This window comes from Xanthomonas sp. JAI131 (assembly GCF_013410075.1).
In the GTDB taxonomy this organism is placed as follows: Bacteria; Pseudomonadota; Gammaproteobacteria; order Xanthomonadales; family Xanthomonadaceae; genus Xanthomonas_A; species Xanthomonas_A bonasiae.
The window spans coordinates 401,037-416,481 of record NZ_JACCCN010000004.1 but is presented as its reverse complement, the minus strand read 5'-3'; the positions used below and the strand labels follow the sequence as shown (position 1 = coordinate 416,481).

Genomic DNA, 15,445 nt, shown 5'->3' with positions numbered 1-15,445 from the left:
CCTATCGTGCAGCCATGACGAACTAGGGAGGAAGAGGTCATGCGTCTGCGCCGATATGCTGCCGCCCTGCTGGCCGTGTGGCCCTTGCTTGCGTTGGCAACAGAGCCACATCCGACACGGTTGCCCAACGCCAGCGCGCTGGATGCGCAAGTGGCGCGTGCGCTGGCCGCCACGCATGCCAACGGCCTCGCGCTGGCGGTGATCGACCAGGGGCGGGTCGTGCACGTGCGCGCCTATGGCAAGCGCAACGCCGCTGGCGATCCCTTGCAGCCCGACACGGTGATGTATGGCGCATCGCTGACCAAGATGGCGTTCGCCTACATGGTGATGCAACTGGCCGAGCAGGGCGTGCTGGACCTGGATCGCCCGATCGCCGACTATCTGGACAAACCGCTCCCCGACTATCCGGCCGACCCGAAATACGGACCCTGGGCGGACCTCGCCGGCGATCCCCGCTGGCGCATGTTGACCGCGCGCATGCTGCTGACCCACAGCGCCGGCTTCGCCAACTTCGCGTTCGTGGAGCCCGACGGCAAGCTGCGCATCCACTTCGCTCCCGGCAGCCGCTACGCCTATTCCGGCGAAGGCCTGATCCTGCTGCAGTTCGTGCTCGAACGCGGCCTGGGTCTGGACGTGGGTCAGGAAATGCAGCGCCGCGTGTTCGACCGCTTCGGCATGCAGCGCACCAGCATGACCTGGCGGCCGGACTTCGCCGCCAACCTGGCCGATGGATGGACCGCGGACGGCAGCGTGGAGCCGCACGATGAACGCGGCACGGTGCGCGCGGCAGGCTCGATGGACACGACGATCGCCGACATGGCCAAGTTCGCGGCAGGCTATCTCGCGGGCAAGGGGCTTTCGCCGCGGGGCGCGTCGATGCTGACCGCGCCGCAGCTGGCGATCACCACCGCGTCGCAGTTCCCGACGCTGCAGGACGAACTCCCGCCCGAGCGCCGGCGCGCCGACCTCGCCGCGGGCCTGGGCGTAGTGGCGTTCCGCGGAGCGCAAGGCGCCGCGTTCCTGAAAGGCGGGCACAACGACAGCACCGGCAATCTGCTGGTCTGCGCCAGGCGCTACCAGCGCTGCGTGGTCATCCTGTCGAACGACGTGCGCGCCGAGCGCGCGTTCCCGGCCCTGATCGACTTCGCCATGGGCAAGACCGGTGCGCCGTGGACGTGGGAGTACGGCGACATGCAGTTCGTCCGTTGAACGGCGTCCGTCGATCGCCGATCGCAGCCGCGCGCTGTTGGGCGCGCGCTACTGCGCCTGCGCCGGCACTGCCAGCACCGCGTCGAACGCAGGCTTGGGCTTGCGTTCGCGGTCGAACAGCAGCGGATAGTTGCGGCGCCCCGGCACCGGGTAGTCGTTCTTCCACGACATGCCGTCGTCCACGCCCCACACGCTGACCCGCGCCAGCTTGTCGCGCTTGCGCCAGAACAGCTGGAACAATTCGGCGTAGCGATCGCGCAGCTGCGCCTGGACGTCCGCCGGCAGGCCGTCGCGGTACGGATCGAGGTAGCGCTTGAACTCGGGCAGCTGGAACTGCTTGTGCGCCATCCCGGTGCCGATCACCTGGCCTTCCTTGGTCAGCGGCAGCACGTCCACATCCAGTTCGGTGATCATCACCTTGACCCCGAGCGCGGCGTAGGCGTCGATCGCTGCCTCGATGTCATGCAGGCTGGGGTAGTCCAGGCCCCAGTGGCCCTGCATGCCGACGCCGTCGATGCGGATGCCGGCGCGCTGCAGCATCTTCACCATGCGCACGATGCCGTCGCGCTTCTCGGGGCGCCAGGCGTTGAAGTCGTTGTAGTACAGCTGCGCATCGGGCGCGTACTGCGCGGCGAAGCGGAACGCCTGCCGCACCAGTTCGTCGCCGTCGCCGACGCGCTCCACCCACTTGGTGTTGCGGTAGCTGCCGTCCTCGTCGATCACCTCGTTGACCACGTCCCAGGCCTGCACCTTGCCGACGTAGCGCCCGGCCACCGCCTGGATGTGCGCGCGCATGCGTTCGATCTGCGCGTCGCGGCCGTTGGGTCTGCCCTGCGCGTCGACGAAGAACCAGTCCGGGGTCTGGTTGTGCCAGACCAGGGTGTGGCCGACCACGAACATGCCGTGGCGGCGGCCGTAGTCGACGAAGGCATCGGCGGCAGCGAAGTCGAAGACGCCTGGGCGCGGATTGACCACTTCGGCCTTCATCGCGTTCTCGGCGGTGATCGCGTTGAACTGCCGCGGCACCAGCGCGGCGGAGGCGGCGTCCTTGCCGGAGACGATGTCGGCGTTGACCGCAGTGCCGATCAGGAACGCGCCGGCATAGGCGTCCTTGAGGCCGCGGCCGTCCGCCGCTGCGTTCGGCGTGCGCGACGCGGCGGCAGGTCGGTCGGCGGCGCCCGCCGTCGCCGTGCCGAGCAGGCAGGCCAACAGCAGGGTCGCGACGCGTGTCTTGCGCAATGCGGGCATGGTGGCGGTCCTTGTTCGAGCGTGGGGGGCACGCGGAGGTGTGGTGCGCGTGCAGCGACGTGCAGGCGGCGCCTGCGTATCGACGGGCGCATCGTTCATGGCTGCACCCGCAGTTGCGTGTGCGCGGCCTGCAGCGTGTCCGCTTCGACGTGCAGGGTGATGGTGCCGCTCTCACTCGGCAGGGCGCGCACGATCGCCAGCGCCAGGCCGTTGAACGCATTGCGTGCGGGCGCGGCGAACGACTCCAGGTCGGTGGGATCGCCGTTGTCGGTGGCGACGAGTTCGCCCGGGCCCTCGACGCGGAAGCGCAGCCGGTCGCCGGCCGTGGGCGCGGGATTCCCGTCGCGGTCGAGCAGGCGCACGGTCACGAAGGCCAGGTCGCGGCCGTCGTTGCGGAGCGTGGTGCGGTCGGGCGTGGCCTGCAGCCTCGCGGCCGGGCCGGCGGTGCGCACGCGCTCGCTGGCCCAGGGCTTGCCGTCCTTGTAGGCCTGCACGCGCAGTTCGCCCGGCGCGTAGACCACCTCGTCCCAGCGCAGCCGGTACTGCAGCGGCGCCTTCTTCTTGCGCCCCTGCGAGACGCCGTTGACGAACAGTTCGGCCTCGTCGCCGGAGGTGAACACGTGCACCGGCGTGACCTGGCCCTCGCGGCCCGGCCAGGTCCAGTGCGGCAGCAGGTGCGCGATCGGCAGCTCGGGGCGCCAGCGGGCCTGGTACAGCCAGTAGCGGTCCTTGGGAAAGCCGGCCAGGTCGAAGATGCCGGAGTAGGAACTGCGCGAGGAGTAGTAGGGGGTCGGTTCGCCGAGGTAGTCGAAGCCGGTCCAGACGAATTCGCCGGCGACGAACGGGTGCGTGTCGAGCGAAGCGAACACCTTGTCGGCGCTGGCGCCGAAATCCACCGCGTGCAGTTCGTAGGCGCTGACCTGGTGGGCCACTGAATCGCCACCGCGGCCGTCGCGTACCGGCGCGCTGCTCTCCGCGGTGACCGGGAACAGGTACACGCCACGGCTGCTCAGCGCCGAGGCGGTCTCGCTGCTGAAGATCGGCTTGTGCGGGAAGCGCGCATGGAACAGCGGATATTGCGGCGGCTTGCGGATGCGCTCGGTGCCCGCGAACTCCGGCGTGTCGCGAATGCCTTCGCCCTGGTAGTTGAGGCCGATCACGTCCAGCGCCGCGGGCAGCGGCATGTCCGCCGCGGCGTAGTTCATCGCCGCGGTGGCCAGGCGGGTGGGATCTTCTTCGTGCACGATGGCCTGCAGGCGCTGCGCGATCGCCGCGCCGGCCTCGCCGGTGTATTGCTCGCCGACTTCGTTGCCCACGCTCCACAGGATCACCGACGGATGATTGCGGTCGCGGCGCAGCAGCGCGCGCAGGTCCGGTTCGTGCCAATCGCGAAACACCAGGTGGAAATCCAGCGGGGTCTTCTTCATTTCCCAGCTGTCGAACAGTTCGTCGACCACCAGCAGGCCCATGCGGTCGGTCAGCTCCAGCAGTTCCGGTGCCGGCGGGTTGTGGCTCATGCGGATCGCATTGGCGCCCATCCCCTGCAGCAGTTGCAGCTGGCGCTCGGCGGCGCGCAGGTTGAACGCGGCGCCGAGCGCGCCGAGGTCGTGGTGATTGTTGACGCCACGGATCGGCACGTGTTCGCCGTTGACCAGCAGGCCGCGGTCCGGATCCCAGCGCAGCGTGCGCACGCCGAACGGGGTTTCGTAGCGATCGACCACGCGGCCGTCCTGCGTCACCTCGGTGATCGCGACGTAGCGGTGCGGTCGCTGCGTCGGTGGCGGGCCCCACAACTGCGGCTTGACGATGCGTGCACTGCCGTCGAGCGTGGTGCTGGCGCGCGCGGCGATGCGGGTACTGGCCGCGGCGATCCGCGCCACCGCCGCGCCTTGCCGGCGGCCCTCGGCATCCAGCTCATAGATCGCGGTACTGGCCTGCACCTGCGCCGCCGCGTCGCCGCTGTTGTCCAGCGTCACCGCCACGCGCACCGTCGCCGCCTGCGCCGATACCTGCGGCGTGCTGACCTGCGTGCCCCACTGGCCGACATGCACCGGCGCGGTCTTGCTCAGCCACACGCTGCGGTACAGGCCGCCGCCGGGATACCAGCGCGCCGATTCGGGCGGGTTGTCCAGGCGGATCGCCAGTTGGTTGCTGCCGCCGGGCACCAGGTACGGGGTCAGGTCCACGCGCCAGGAGCTGTAGCCGTACGGCCAGCCACCGACCAGGCGGCCGTTGAGCCAGACCGTGGCGTAGGACATCGCGCCATCGATGTCGAGGAACACCGCGCGGCCGCGGTCGCTGGCGGGAATGTCCAGGCGCTTGCGGTACCAGCCCACGCCCCAGCTCGGCAGCCGGCCCATGCCGCCGTACGGCCCGTCCTTGAGGAACGGCCCGGCGATCGCCCAGTCGTGCGGCAGGTCCACGCGCGTCCACGCGCTGTCGTCGAAGTTGGCGCGCACGAAGGCCACGTCGCTGCCCGGGTCGCCGGGCGGGCGCGGGTGGCGCTGCGCCGGGTCGGCGATGAAGGCGTTGCCGGTGGGCAGGATCCACGGCTTGAGCACTGGCCGCGTGCGCGGCACGACACGCTCGGCGGCGTCGGGGCGGGCATCGGCGACCTTGCCGTCGGCGCTGCGCGCGATGTCCGGGCGCACGTCGTAGTCCAGCGTGTCGCCGACGCCGGGCGCGTCGCCGCGATGGAAACGCCAATCGGCATCGAGCGACAGCCGCTCGCGCGGGGGCGGCGACTGCGGCGCCGGCGCCGCGTCGACGCGGCCGGCGGCAAGCATGGCCAGTACCAGCAACGGTGCGAGCGCGCGTTGCGGCGCGCGCCTGGGCGTCGCCACGACGGTGTGCGCACGTTCGCGCGCCGACGCGGCGCCGACGCAGGCGGCACCCGCTGTCACAGCCTGTAGGCCCGCTTCGGCAACCGATACGCCAGGTCCAGCGCGACCTCGGCCGCTTCGTCCTCGTCGAGGCGATGCTCGGCCACAAGGTTGGCCAGGAATGCGCAATCGACGCGGCGGGCGACATCGTGCCGCGCCGGGATCGACAGGAACGCGCGGGTGTCGTCGTTGAAGCCGACCGTGTTGTAGAAACCGGCGCTGGCCAGGGTCTGCTCGCGAAAGCGCCACATGCCTTCTGGCGCATCGTGGAACCACCACGCCGGGCCGAGCAGCAGCGCCGGATAGTGCCCGGCCAGCGGCGCCAGTTCGCGCGCGTAGGTGCTCTCGTCCAGGGTGAACAGGATCAGGGTGAAGCCCGGCGTATTGCCGAAGCGGTCCAGCAGCGGCTTGAGCGCATGCACGTAGTCGGTGCGCAGCGGCAGGTCGGCGCCCTTGTCGCGGCCGTAGCGCGCGAACAGGCTGCGGTTGTGGTTGCGGAAGCAGCCCGGATGCAGCTGCATCACCAGGCCGTCGTCCACGCTCATCGCCGCCATCTCGGTCAGCATCTGCGCGCGGAACAGTTCCGCGTCCGCGGCGCTGGCACCGCCGCCGCGCACCCGCGCGAACAGCCGCGCGGCCTCGGCCGCGGGCAGGTCGGCGGTGGCCGCGCTGGGGTGGCCATGGTCGGTGGAGGTGGCGCCCATCTGTGCGAAGAACGCGCGGCGCTGGCGGTGCGCGCGCAGGTAGCCGTCCCAGGCGTACACGTCCTCGCCGGTCAGCTCGCCGAAACGGTGCAACGCATCGGGGAACTGCTCGTGTTCCGGATCGATCACCGCGTCGGGGCGGTAGGCGGTGATCACCCGCCCACCCCAGCCGCTGGCGCGGATCGTGGCGTGGTGCTGCAGCGGATCCAGCGGCGACTCGGTGGTGGCGATCACCTCGATGCCGAAGCGGTCGAACAGCGCGCGCGGCCGGAACGCCGCGGTCTGCAACGCCTCGCCGATGCGGTCGTAGTACAGGTCGGCGCTGGCCGCGTCCAGGCGCACGCGCAGGCCGAACACCTCGTGGAAGACATGGTTCAACCATAGCGCCGAGGGCGTGCCGCGCAGCAGCTGGAAGCGCTCGGCGAACACGCGCCAGGCCGCGCGCGGATCCACCGCGGCGCGGCTGCCGTCGGCGCGCGGGATGCCCAGCGCGTCCAGGTCCACGCCCTGGCTGTAGAGCATGCGGAACACGTAGTGGTCGGGCACCAGCAGCAGTTCGGTGGCGTTGGCGAACGGCGCATCCTCGGCGAACCAGGCCGGATCGGTGTGCCCGTGCGGGCTGACGATCGGCAGCGCGGCGACCTGCGCGTACAGGCGGCGCGCGATCGCGCGCATGCCCGGCTCCGGCGGCAGCAGACGGTCGGGATGCAGGGACAGGGCGGGGGAGGACAGGGTCATGGTCGGCAGGCGGGTCGTGGAGGGATGATGGTCGGAAGCAGCGCGCTTGGCGCTACGGCTTGCTCGCCACGTAGCCGCGCAGCCACGCCAGCGCCGGGCGCTCGCTGCCGTCGTCGCGGATCAGGTACGCGCCTTCCTTGTCGCGCCACAGGCCGCGGCGGAAGCCCCACAGGGTCACGCCGCGCACGCTCGGGTGCTCCCAGAACAGCGGGAACACGCGCTGGTAGTCGGCCAGTTGCTGCGCATCGGTGGGCCCGTCCAGGTCGAGTTCAGTGACGTAGATCGGCAGGCCGGTCGCCGCCAGCGTGTCGAGGTTGGCGCGGTGGACCGAGATCGGCACGTCCGCCCGCGTCTCGAAGGCATGTTGCTGCAGGCCGATCGCATCGATCAGGCGCTCGCGCTGCAACAGCTGGATGACCTGCAGATACTGGCGCGTGGCGTCGGCACTGTTGGTGATGCCGTAGTCGTTGATCATCAGCTTGGCATGGGGGAAATGGCGCCGCGCCAGACGGAACGACTGCAGCACCCAGTCCCAGCCGGTGCTGCCGGCGCCGCCCAGCGCCTGCAGGTAGTTGCCGCTGTCGTCTTTCCTGTCGTCGGGCTGATTGTGGCCCGGCAGGGTTTCGTTGGCCACCTCCAGCAGGTCGATGTCCGGATAGCGCTGCGCCACCGCGGCGAACCACTGCTCGATCGCGGCGCGCTGCTCCGTCGGCGGCAGCGTCCGCATCCACAGCGGCTGTTGGCTGCCCCAGATCAGCACGTGCATCTGGAACGGCATGTTGTTGCGCTTGGCCAGGTTGTAGGCGTCATCGAGCGCGCTCCAGTCCATGCGTCCGCGCACCGCTTCCACGCTGCCCCATTTGCCGGCGTTCTCGGGCGTGACCTTGTTCCAGTACCGGGTGAAGTCCTGCGCCTGCGATGGGCTGTAGGCACTGCCCAGGAAGCGCTGCTTGCCGGCGGCCAGCGGCGCGGCGCCGGCCGCGGCGGAAACGGCCAGCAACAGCGACAACAAAAGCGAAGCGATCGTTTTCATCATGGCGTCTCGATGGGTGGGGAGCAGGGGTGGAACGCTGTCGGGATGGACGCGGGCACGCCCGCACGTCCGCGCCTCCCGGCATGCACCAGGCAAGCCCGGTCAGGCATGGTCTTGCAACTGCGCCGGCTGCAGGCGCGGCGCCAGCCACTGCACCAGCGCCAGCGCCAGCAGGTAGGCCGAGCCGGCCATCAGGAACACCGGCACGTAACTGCCGGTGGCCTCGAGCAGGAAGCCGATGAAGGTGGCGATCAGCATGCCGCCGACCGCGCCGGCGAAGCCGCCGATGCCGACCACGGTGGCCACCGCGTGGCGCGGGAACATGTCCGAGGGCAGGGTGAACAGGTTCGCCGACCAGCCCTGGTGCGCGGCGGTGGCCAGGCCGATCAGCCCCACCGCCAGCCACAGGTTGTCGGCGCGCGCGGCGAACACGATCGGCACCACCGCCAGCGCGCAGATCAGCATCGCGGTCTTGCGCGCGCGGTTGACGCTCCAGCCGCGGGCGATGAAGCGCCCGGCGATCCAGCCGCCGGTGATGCTGCCGACGTCGGCGAGCACGAAGATCACGATCAGCGGCGCGCCGAGCTGCAGCAGGCTCAGCCCGTACTCGGCATGCAGGAACTTGGGCAGCCAGAACAGGAAGAACCACCAGATCGGATCAGTGACGAACTTCGCCACCACGAACGCCCAGGCCTGGCGGTGGCGCAGCACCTGCGCCCAGCTCAGCCGTTGCACGGGTTCGGGCGGATCGCTGCGGATATGCGCCAGTTCCGCCGCGCTCAGGCGCGGCTGCTGCTCCGGCGCGCGATAGTTCAGCCACCACACCGCCAGCCAGGTGGCGCTGAGCGCGCCGGTGAACAGGAACGCCGACTGCCAGCCCCAGGTGCTGGCGATCACCGGCACCAGCAGGGGGGCGACGATGGCGCCGATGTTGGAGCCGGAATTGAAGATGCCGGTGGCCAGCGCGCGCTCGCGCCGTGGAAACCATTCGGCCACGGTCTTGATCGCCGCCGGAAAGTTGCCCGATTCGCCCAGGCCCAGGAAGAAGCGCGCGATCGCGAAGCCGACGACGCTGGTGGCCAGCGCATGGCTCATCGCCGCCAGGCTCCAGATGCCGATCGCCAGCGCGTAGCCGGCGCGCGTGCCGAAGCGGTCGATCACCGCGCCGCTGCACAGCAGGCCCAGCGCGTAGGCGGCCTGGAACGCGGTGACGATGTAGCCGTATTCGATCTCGTTCCAGCCGATCTGCACCTGCAGGAACGGCGCCAGCACGCCGAGCACCTGGCGGTCGATGTAGTTGATGGTGGTGGCGGCGAGCAGCAGCGCGCAGATGCGCCAGCGCATGCGCCCCAGACGCGAGCCGGTGGCGGTGTCGGCGGTGTCGGTCGCATCGGCGCCGGGCGAGGGAATCATGTCCGCGGCACCGGCATGGCGACCTGGATGCGCGCAGTGCGTCGCGAAGGTCGGCAGCAACATGCGGCGCCGCTTCTGTGCAGCTGTCGGATATTGCGATGCAGCACGCAATCTGCGCTGTTCCCAGTTCGGTGCATACGCTTCGATCCCCACAGGGCGCGGCGGTCGCCGCCGTTTGGTAGCGCTATCATTAGCACGCCGCCGCAGGCGATCCATCGTGCACAGCAGCACGAGACGCGATGCGGACATCGAGATGCTACGCGCATCCGCCGTACCCATGCGCACGTTTTCCGGAATGTATCGGTGCGTAGCGGGCTTATGTTGCCCTGCAGCGTGACAGCCGTCTTGGTAGCGCTAACATCCGCGGCCACGGCCCAGCCACGGGCCTTGAAGTCGCTGCACGTTTTTCCGTCGCTCGGGCAATTCGTCGGCTGGTCGCTCCGCGTCACCTTCACGGAGCCGCAGGTCGCCTGTTTTTTGGGGAGGATCACGGTGAAGAACAGTTACGCGCGCACCACGTTGTCTCATGCACTGGCCACCGCATTGCTCGGCATGGCCGCCGGCAGCGCCTGGGCGCAGACCGCGCCACCCACGCAGGCGCCTGCGGCGCAGGCGGCGCCATCGCCCGCACCGGCCGGCGACGATGCGGTGAAGCAACTGGATACGGTCACCGTCTCCGGTTACCGCCGCAGCATCCAGTTCTCCACCGACGCCAAGCGCGATTCGGTGACCTTCAGCGATACCGTGTTCGCCGAGGACATCGGCAAGTTCCCGGACATGAACATCGCCGAGTCGCTCAACCGCATTCCCGGCGTGCAGCTCTCGCGCGACGTCAATGGCGAAGGCCTGAACATCGCCATCCGCGGCCTGGGCACCAGCTTCACCAAGACCACGCTCAACGGCGCCAGCATCGCCACCGCCTCGATCGGCCTCAATGCGCAGAACCAGAACCGCGAAGTGGATCTGAATCTGTTCCCGACCGAGTTCTTCACCCAGCTGACGGTGAGCAAGACGCCGACCGCGAGCATGCTCGAAGGCGGCGTGTCCGGCGTGGTCGACATGCGCAGCGCGCGGCCGTTCGATCGGCCCGGCACGCATCTGACCTACCAGCTGCAAGGCGACTGGAACAGCACCAGCGAAAAGACCACGCCGCGCGGCGCGCTGATGGGCAGCTGGACCAACGCGGCCGGTACCTTCGGCGCGCTGTTCGGCGTGGCCTCGGTGCGCAGCAAGCTCGGCGTGGAAGGCTTCGAGAGCGTGGGCTGGACCAATCCGGGCCTGACCTACGCGCAGTGCGGGCTGACCCCGCCGGCCGGCACGCCATCGACCAACCAGCCGGCCGCGTGCAACGCCAACGGCGGCGGCAACTGGCGCATTCCCGATACCGTGCCGGTCACCGCCGGCGCCGGCCTCACCCCCGGGCAGAGCATCGACGCCGCCTGGCTGCTGGCGCACAACCCCGGCCTGAGCATCGAGCAGATCAGCGACGCGCTGATCCCGCGCCTGGGTCGCCGCGTGCAGATGCAGGGCGACCGCAGCCGCGACGCGTCGGTGATGTCGCTGGAATGGCGGCCCAGCGACACCGCGCATTTCTACCTGGACACGCTGTTCTCCAAGGCCAAGCGCGACACCGAACGCACCAGCATGAACCTGATCGGGCGCAACGGGAACATGATTCCGTTGGACATGCAGGTGGACGGCAACGGCGTCGTCACCGATGCCACCTTCACCAATGCCCAGTACTTCCTGGAAGCGCGCCCGTACCATGAGAACGTCAAGTTCTGGAGCGTCAATCCGGGCGCCGAACTGCTGTTCGGCGCGAACCAGGACATCAAGCTCAACGTGCAGGCCAACGCCACGCGCAGCTGGATGTACCGGCAGTCGCCGAGCATCCTGGTGACCTCGCCGTTCACCACGGTGGATTACAGCAATACCGGTGGCGACCAGCCCTCGATCGACAGCCCGCTGGACCTCAACGATCCGAACCTGGGCTGGAGCTGGACCGGCGGCCGGCTCAACATCAGCAACGAGAAGCGCGAGACCGAGACCCGCGGCGCGCGCGCCGACCTGCAGTTCGGCGAAGACAAGCGCAACGTCAAGGTCGGCGTCGCCTACGATCAGGCCGAGCGCCATATCCGCGGCTTCGACAACAGCGCCGCGTGGGAGACCCTGGTCTGCCGCGGCGCCGCCGCCACCTGCACCGGCGGCGCCGGCTCGCTGATCCCGCAGTCGGCGCTGGCCTCCTACCTCAAGCCCGGCCAGGGCGGCTTCATCACCGTGGACTTCGACCGCTTCCTGCGCGACAGCGGCTACTACGGCCTGAGCGACAGTGCGCCGGAGACCAACGCGGCCAACACCGGCGCCTCCACCGGCGGCATCCTGGAGAAGAACTGGGGCTTCTACGTCGAGGCCAACGGCGAGACCGACGTGTGGAACCGGTCGATGCGCTTCAACGCCGGCGTGCGCTACGTGACCACCGACCAGACCATCAGCGGCCCGGTCACCATCGGCGGGGTGCGCCGCTACCAGGTGCTGAACTCGGACTACAACGAACTGCTGCCTTCGTTCAACGTGGCCTGGGACGTGGCCGACAGCGTGGTGCTGCGCCTGTCGGGCTCGCGCACGCTGACCCGGCCCGATCCCAGCGCGATGCTGCCCAACACCAACTTCAGCGATCCCTCCGCGCAGACCGCCACCCAGGGCAATTCCAACCTGGCGCCGTACCGGTCCACCAACGTGGACATCGGCGGCGAGTGGTACACCGGCGGCGAAGGCTTCGTCGGCCTGACCCTGTTCGACAAGCGCATCGACGGCTTCACCGTCAACGGCGTGCGCCGCATTCCGTTCCAGGACCTGGGCGTGGCCTACAGCGACCTGACCGCGACCCAGCAGGCCGCGATCGACCAGCGCGGCGGGCCGAACGCGGCCACCGTGGACGTGCAGACCCAGGTCAACGCCGACGGCACGCTCAACATCCGCGGCCTGGAAGCGATCTGGGTGCAGCCGCTGGACCGCCTGCTCGACGGCCTGGGCTTCAGCCTCAACTACACCCACGTCAAGCAGGAGTCCGAGGGCGACGGCATCCAGGCGGTGGCGGTGGGCGTGGCGCCGAACCTGTGGAACGGCACGGTGTACTGGGAGAAGAACAACGCCTCGGTGCGCCTGTCCTACGCCTGGAACGACGACATGATCATCTCCGGCGCCAACCAGAACGGCATTCCCGATGCGCGGCTGATGGCCGATGCGCGCGGGCAGCTGGACCTGTCGGCCAGCTACACGCTGGCGTGGGTCCGCTCGGCGCCGCAGATCACCCTCAACGTCACCAACCTCACCAACGAACCGCTGCGCACCACCTTCCAGTATCCGAACGCCACCTACGACCTGTACCAGCCCGGACGCACCATCATGCTCGGCATCCGCGGCTCGTTCTGAGCCTGGCGCCGGGCGCGGTGCCCCGCTGCGGCGAGGCATCGCGCGCGCGGCCGGCAACAGGCCTGCCGCCTGGCGCGCTGCAACCGCTGCACCTGCTTCCGCCTTCGCCGTACCCTCGTCCTCCGGCCCCTCTCCCGGCGGAGAGGGCAGCAAGCTCCTCCCGCGACTCCCAGGCCCATGACCAGCACGCACCGCCTCCCGCTCAGCGAAAAGATCGGCTACAGCCTGGGCGACCTGGCCGCCAACCTGATCTTCCAGACCCTGATCACGTTCCTGGCGTTCTTCTACACCGACATCTACCGCATCCCCGCCGGCACCGCGGCCACGCTGATCTCGGTGGTCGGCCTGTTCGGCGCCCTGGTGTTCACGCCGCTGGTGGGCGTGCTCGCCGACCGCACGCGCACGCGCTGGGGCAAGTTCCGGCCGTGGATCCTGTGGACCGCGCTGCCGTTCGGCGCGATCTCGCTGCTCGCCTTCAGCACCCCGGCGCTGAGCGAGCAGGGCAAGGTGATCTACGCGTTCACCACCTACACCCTGCTGGTGCTGATCTACGTCGCCAACAACCTGCCGTATTCGGCGCTCAGCGGCGTGCTCACCGGCAGCATGGAGCAGCGCAACAGCCTGTCGGCGTACCGCTTCTTCGCGGTCACCATCGCCCAGTTCGTGATCCAGGTGCTGCTGCTGCCGCTGGTGCTGATCCTGGGCAATGGCGACAAGGCGCAGGGCTTCCAGCGCACCATGGCGCTGTTCGCGGTGGTCGGCACGCTGTGCTTCCTGATCACCTTCCTCACCACCCGCGAGCGGGTGCTGCCGATCGCCGCGGAACCGTCCAGCGTGCGCAAGGACCTGGGCGACCTGGTCCGCAACAAGCCATGGCTGGTGATGCTGGCCCTGACCATCCTGGTGTTCGTCAACCTGGCGATGAAGGGCGGCATGTACGTGTACTACTTCAAGTACTACCTGGATGCGGCGGCGTTGACCCGCTTCCTCGACCAGGCCGGGTTCAACGGCTTCATCGCCGGCATCAACGGCTTGCTCGCCAGCGCCGGGCTGACCGCGCTGCACTGGCCGCAGGATGCGCCGACCTCCGCCTTCAGCGTGTTCAGCGCCGGCGGCATCCTGGCGATGATCGTCGGCATCGGCTGCTCCAAGCGCCTGGCCGACCGCTACGGCAAGCGCAACGTGTTCGGTGCGGCGCTGCTGGTGTCCACGCTGTTCCTGCTGGCGTTCGCGGTCTATCCGCCGCAGGCGATCGGCCTGGTGTTCGGCTCCTACGTGCTGCACGGATTCTTCTACGGCATCACCATCCCGCTGCTGTGGGCGATGATCGCCGACGTGGCCGACTACTCGGAGTGGAAGAACCACCGCCGCGCCACCGCGATCATCTTCTCGGCGATGCTGTGCGGGCTGAAGGTCGGCCTGAGCGTCGGCGGGGCGCTGGTCGCCGGCCTGCTCGCCTTCTACGGCTACGACGCCGCACTGCCGCAGCAGAGCGCCGCGGTGACCGGCGGCATCCGCCTGGCGGTCAGCGTGTACTGCGCGATCCCGTTCCTGCTCGGCGTGGCGCTGCTGTTCCTGTACGAGATCGACAAGGCGCTGGAGTCGCGCATCGAACGCGACCTGGACACGCGCCGCCTGCAGGCCGCCGCGCTCGGCAACTGACGCTTCCTCCCCTCACGCTCTAGGTACGCAATGTCCGCCGACACCGATGCCGCAGACCTGCAGAGGCTGGCCAGCAAGGCCATCTCGCAGCCCCTGGTCACCCACATGTACACCGCCGACCCGTCGGCGCACGTGTTCGAGGGCGCGTTGTACATCTATCCCTCGCACGACATCGACGCCGGCATCGCCTTCAACGACGACGGCGGCCATTTCGACATGGAGGACTACCACGTGTTCCGCATGGACAGCGCCGACGGTCCCGTGGTGGACTGCGGCGTGGCGCTGCACGTGAAGGACGTGCCGTGGGCGGAGCGGCAGATGTGGGCGCCGGATGCGGCGTGCAAGGACGGACGCTACTACCTGTACTTCCCGGCCAAGCGCGCCGACGGCATCTTCCAGATCGGCGTGGCCATCGGTGCGCGCCCGGAAGGGCCGTTCACCGCCGAGCCGCAGGCCATCGACGGCAGCTACTCGATCGATCCGGCCGCGTTCGCCGACGACGACGGCGAGCACTACCTGTATTTCGGCGGGATCTGGGGCGGGCAGCTGCAGAAGTACCGCGACAACGTCTATGCGCAGGCGCACGAGGAACCGGCCGATGCCGAGCCGGCGCTGGGGCCGCGCGTGGCGCGGCTGCGCGCGGACATGACCCAGTTCGCCGAGCCGCCGCGCGAGGTCAGCATCGTCGACGAGCACGGCCAGCCGCTGCTGGCCGGCGACCATGCGCGCCGCTTCTTCGAGGCGCCGTGGCTGCACAAGTACGGCGGCCGCTACTACCTGTCGTACTCGACCGGCGACACGCACCTGCTGTGCTACGCGATCGGCGATTCGCCCTACGGCCCGTTCACCTACCAGGGGCCGCTGCTGAGCCCGGTGATCGGCTGGACCACGCACCACTCCATCTGCGAGTTCCAGGGCACCTGGTATCTGTTCTATCACGACGCCATGCTGTCCGGCGGCGTCACCCACCTGCGTTCGATCAAGCTCACCGAGTTGCAGCACGACGCGCAGGGGCGCATCGCACTGGTCCATCCGTACGGGGAGTGAGGACGGCGCGGGGCCGGTTCGCCGACCCGCGCCGCACGCGCAGCGCCGACCGCCGCTGCACGTGCGCAGGCGCTGCG

Annotated in this window: 9 protein-coding genes; 4 read left to right on the top strand and 5 right to left on the bottom strand. The window is 69.5% G+C overall.

Annotated elements, in window-relative coordinates:
- Window positions 1-39: 39 nt before the first annotated feature.
- A complete protein-coding gene (locus HDC36_RS18235; protein WP_179570123.1) occupies window positions 40-1,209 on the top strand; it encodes a serine hydrolase domain-containing protein in 1,170 nt (389 codons plus the stop codon).
- A gap of 48 nt (window positions 1,210-1,257) precedes the next feature.
- On the opposite strand, the gene HDC36_RS18230 is transcribed toward HDC36_RS18235, so the two are convergent.
- The 5 genes from HDC36_RS18230 to HDC36_RS18210 all read right to left on the bottom strand — a co-directional run bounded on the left by HDC36_RS18230 (window position 1,258) and on the right by HDC36_RS18210 (window position 9,227).
- Window positions 1,258-2,457 (bottom strand): endo-1,4-beta-xylanase, encoded by a 1,200-nt coding sequence (locus HDC36_RS18230; protein WP_179570121.1) that lies wholly within the window; start codon window positions 2,455-2,457, stop codon window positions 1,258-1,260.
- Window positions 2,458-2,552: 95 nt separating this feature from the next.
- Window positions 2,553-5,243, bottom strand: a complete 2,691-nt coding sequence (galB, locus tag HDC36_RS18225) for a beta-galactosidase GalB (RefSeq protein ID WP_179570119.1) — start codon at window positions 5,241-5,243, stop codon at window positions 2,553-2,555.
- Window positions 5,244-5,356: 113 nt separating this feature from the next.
- Complete coding sequence (gene uxaC, locus HDC36_RS18220; RefSeq protein ID WP_179570553.1) at window positions 5,357-6,775, bottom strand: glucuronate isomerase; 1,419 nt, start codon at window positions 6,773-6,775, stop codon at window positions 5,357-5,359.
- Between the two features lie 58 nt (window positions 6,776-6,833).
- Window positions 6,834-7,817, bottom strand: coding sequence for an endo-1,4-beta-xylanase (locus tag HDC36_RS18215; protein ID WP_206258697.1), 984 nt, complete (start codon window positions 7,815-7,817; stop codon window positions 6,834-6,836).
- Window positions 7,818-7,916: 99 nt separating this feature from the next.
- Window positions 7,917-9,227: an MFS transporter gene (locus HDC36_RS18210; protein WP_179570552.1), complete on the bottom strand. Its 1,311-nt coding sequence runs from the start codon at window positions 9,225-9,227 to the stop codon at window positions 7,917-7,919.
- A 492-nt stretch (window positions 9,228-9,719) separates the two neighbouring features.
- On the opposite strand from HDC36_RS18210, the gene HDC36_RS18205 reads away from it, so the two are divergent.
- From HDC36_RS18205 to HDC36_RS18195, 3 genes are all read left to right on the top strand, one after another.
- Window positions 9,720-12,659 (top strand): TonB-dependent receptor, encoded by a 2,940-nt coding sequence (locus tag HDC36_RS18205; protein WP_179570115.1) that lies wholly within the window; start codon window positions 9,720-9,722, stop codon window positions 12,657-12,659.
- 177 nt (window positions 12,660-12,836) lie between these two features.
- Window positions 12,837-14,321 carry an MFS transporter gene (locus HDC36_RS18200; RefSeq protein WP_179570113.1) on the top strand — a complete coding sequence of 495 codons (1,485 nt, stop codon included), beginning with the start codon at window positions 12,837-12,839 and terminating at the stop codon, window positions 14,319-14,321.
- A 30-nt stretch (window positions 14,322-14,351) separates the two neighbouring features.
- Window positions 14,352-15,368, top strand: coding sequence for a glycoside hydrolase family 43 protein (locus HDC36_RS18195; RefSeq protein ID WP_179570111.1), 1,017 nt, complete (start codon window positions 14,352-14,354; stop codon window positions 15,366-15,368).
- The last annotated feature ends 77 nt before the right edge of the window (window positions 15,369-15,445 follow it).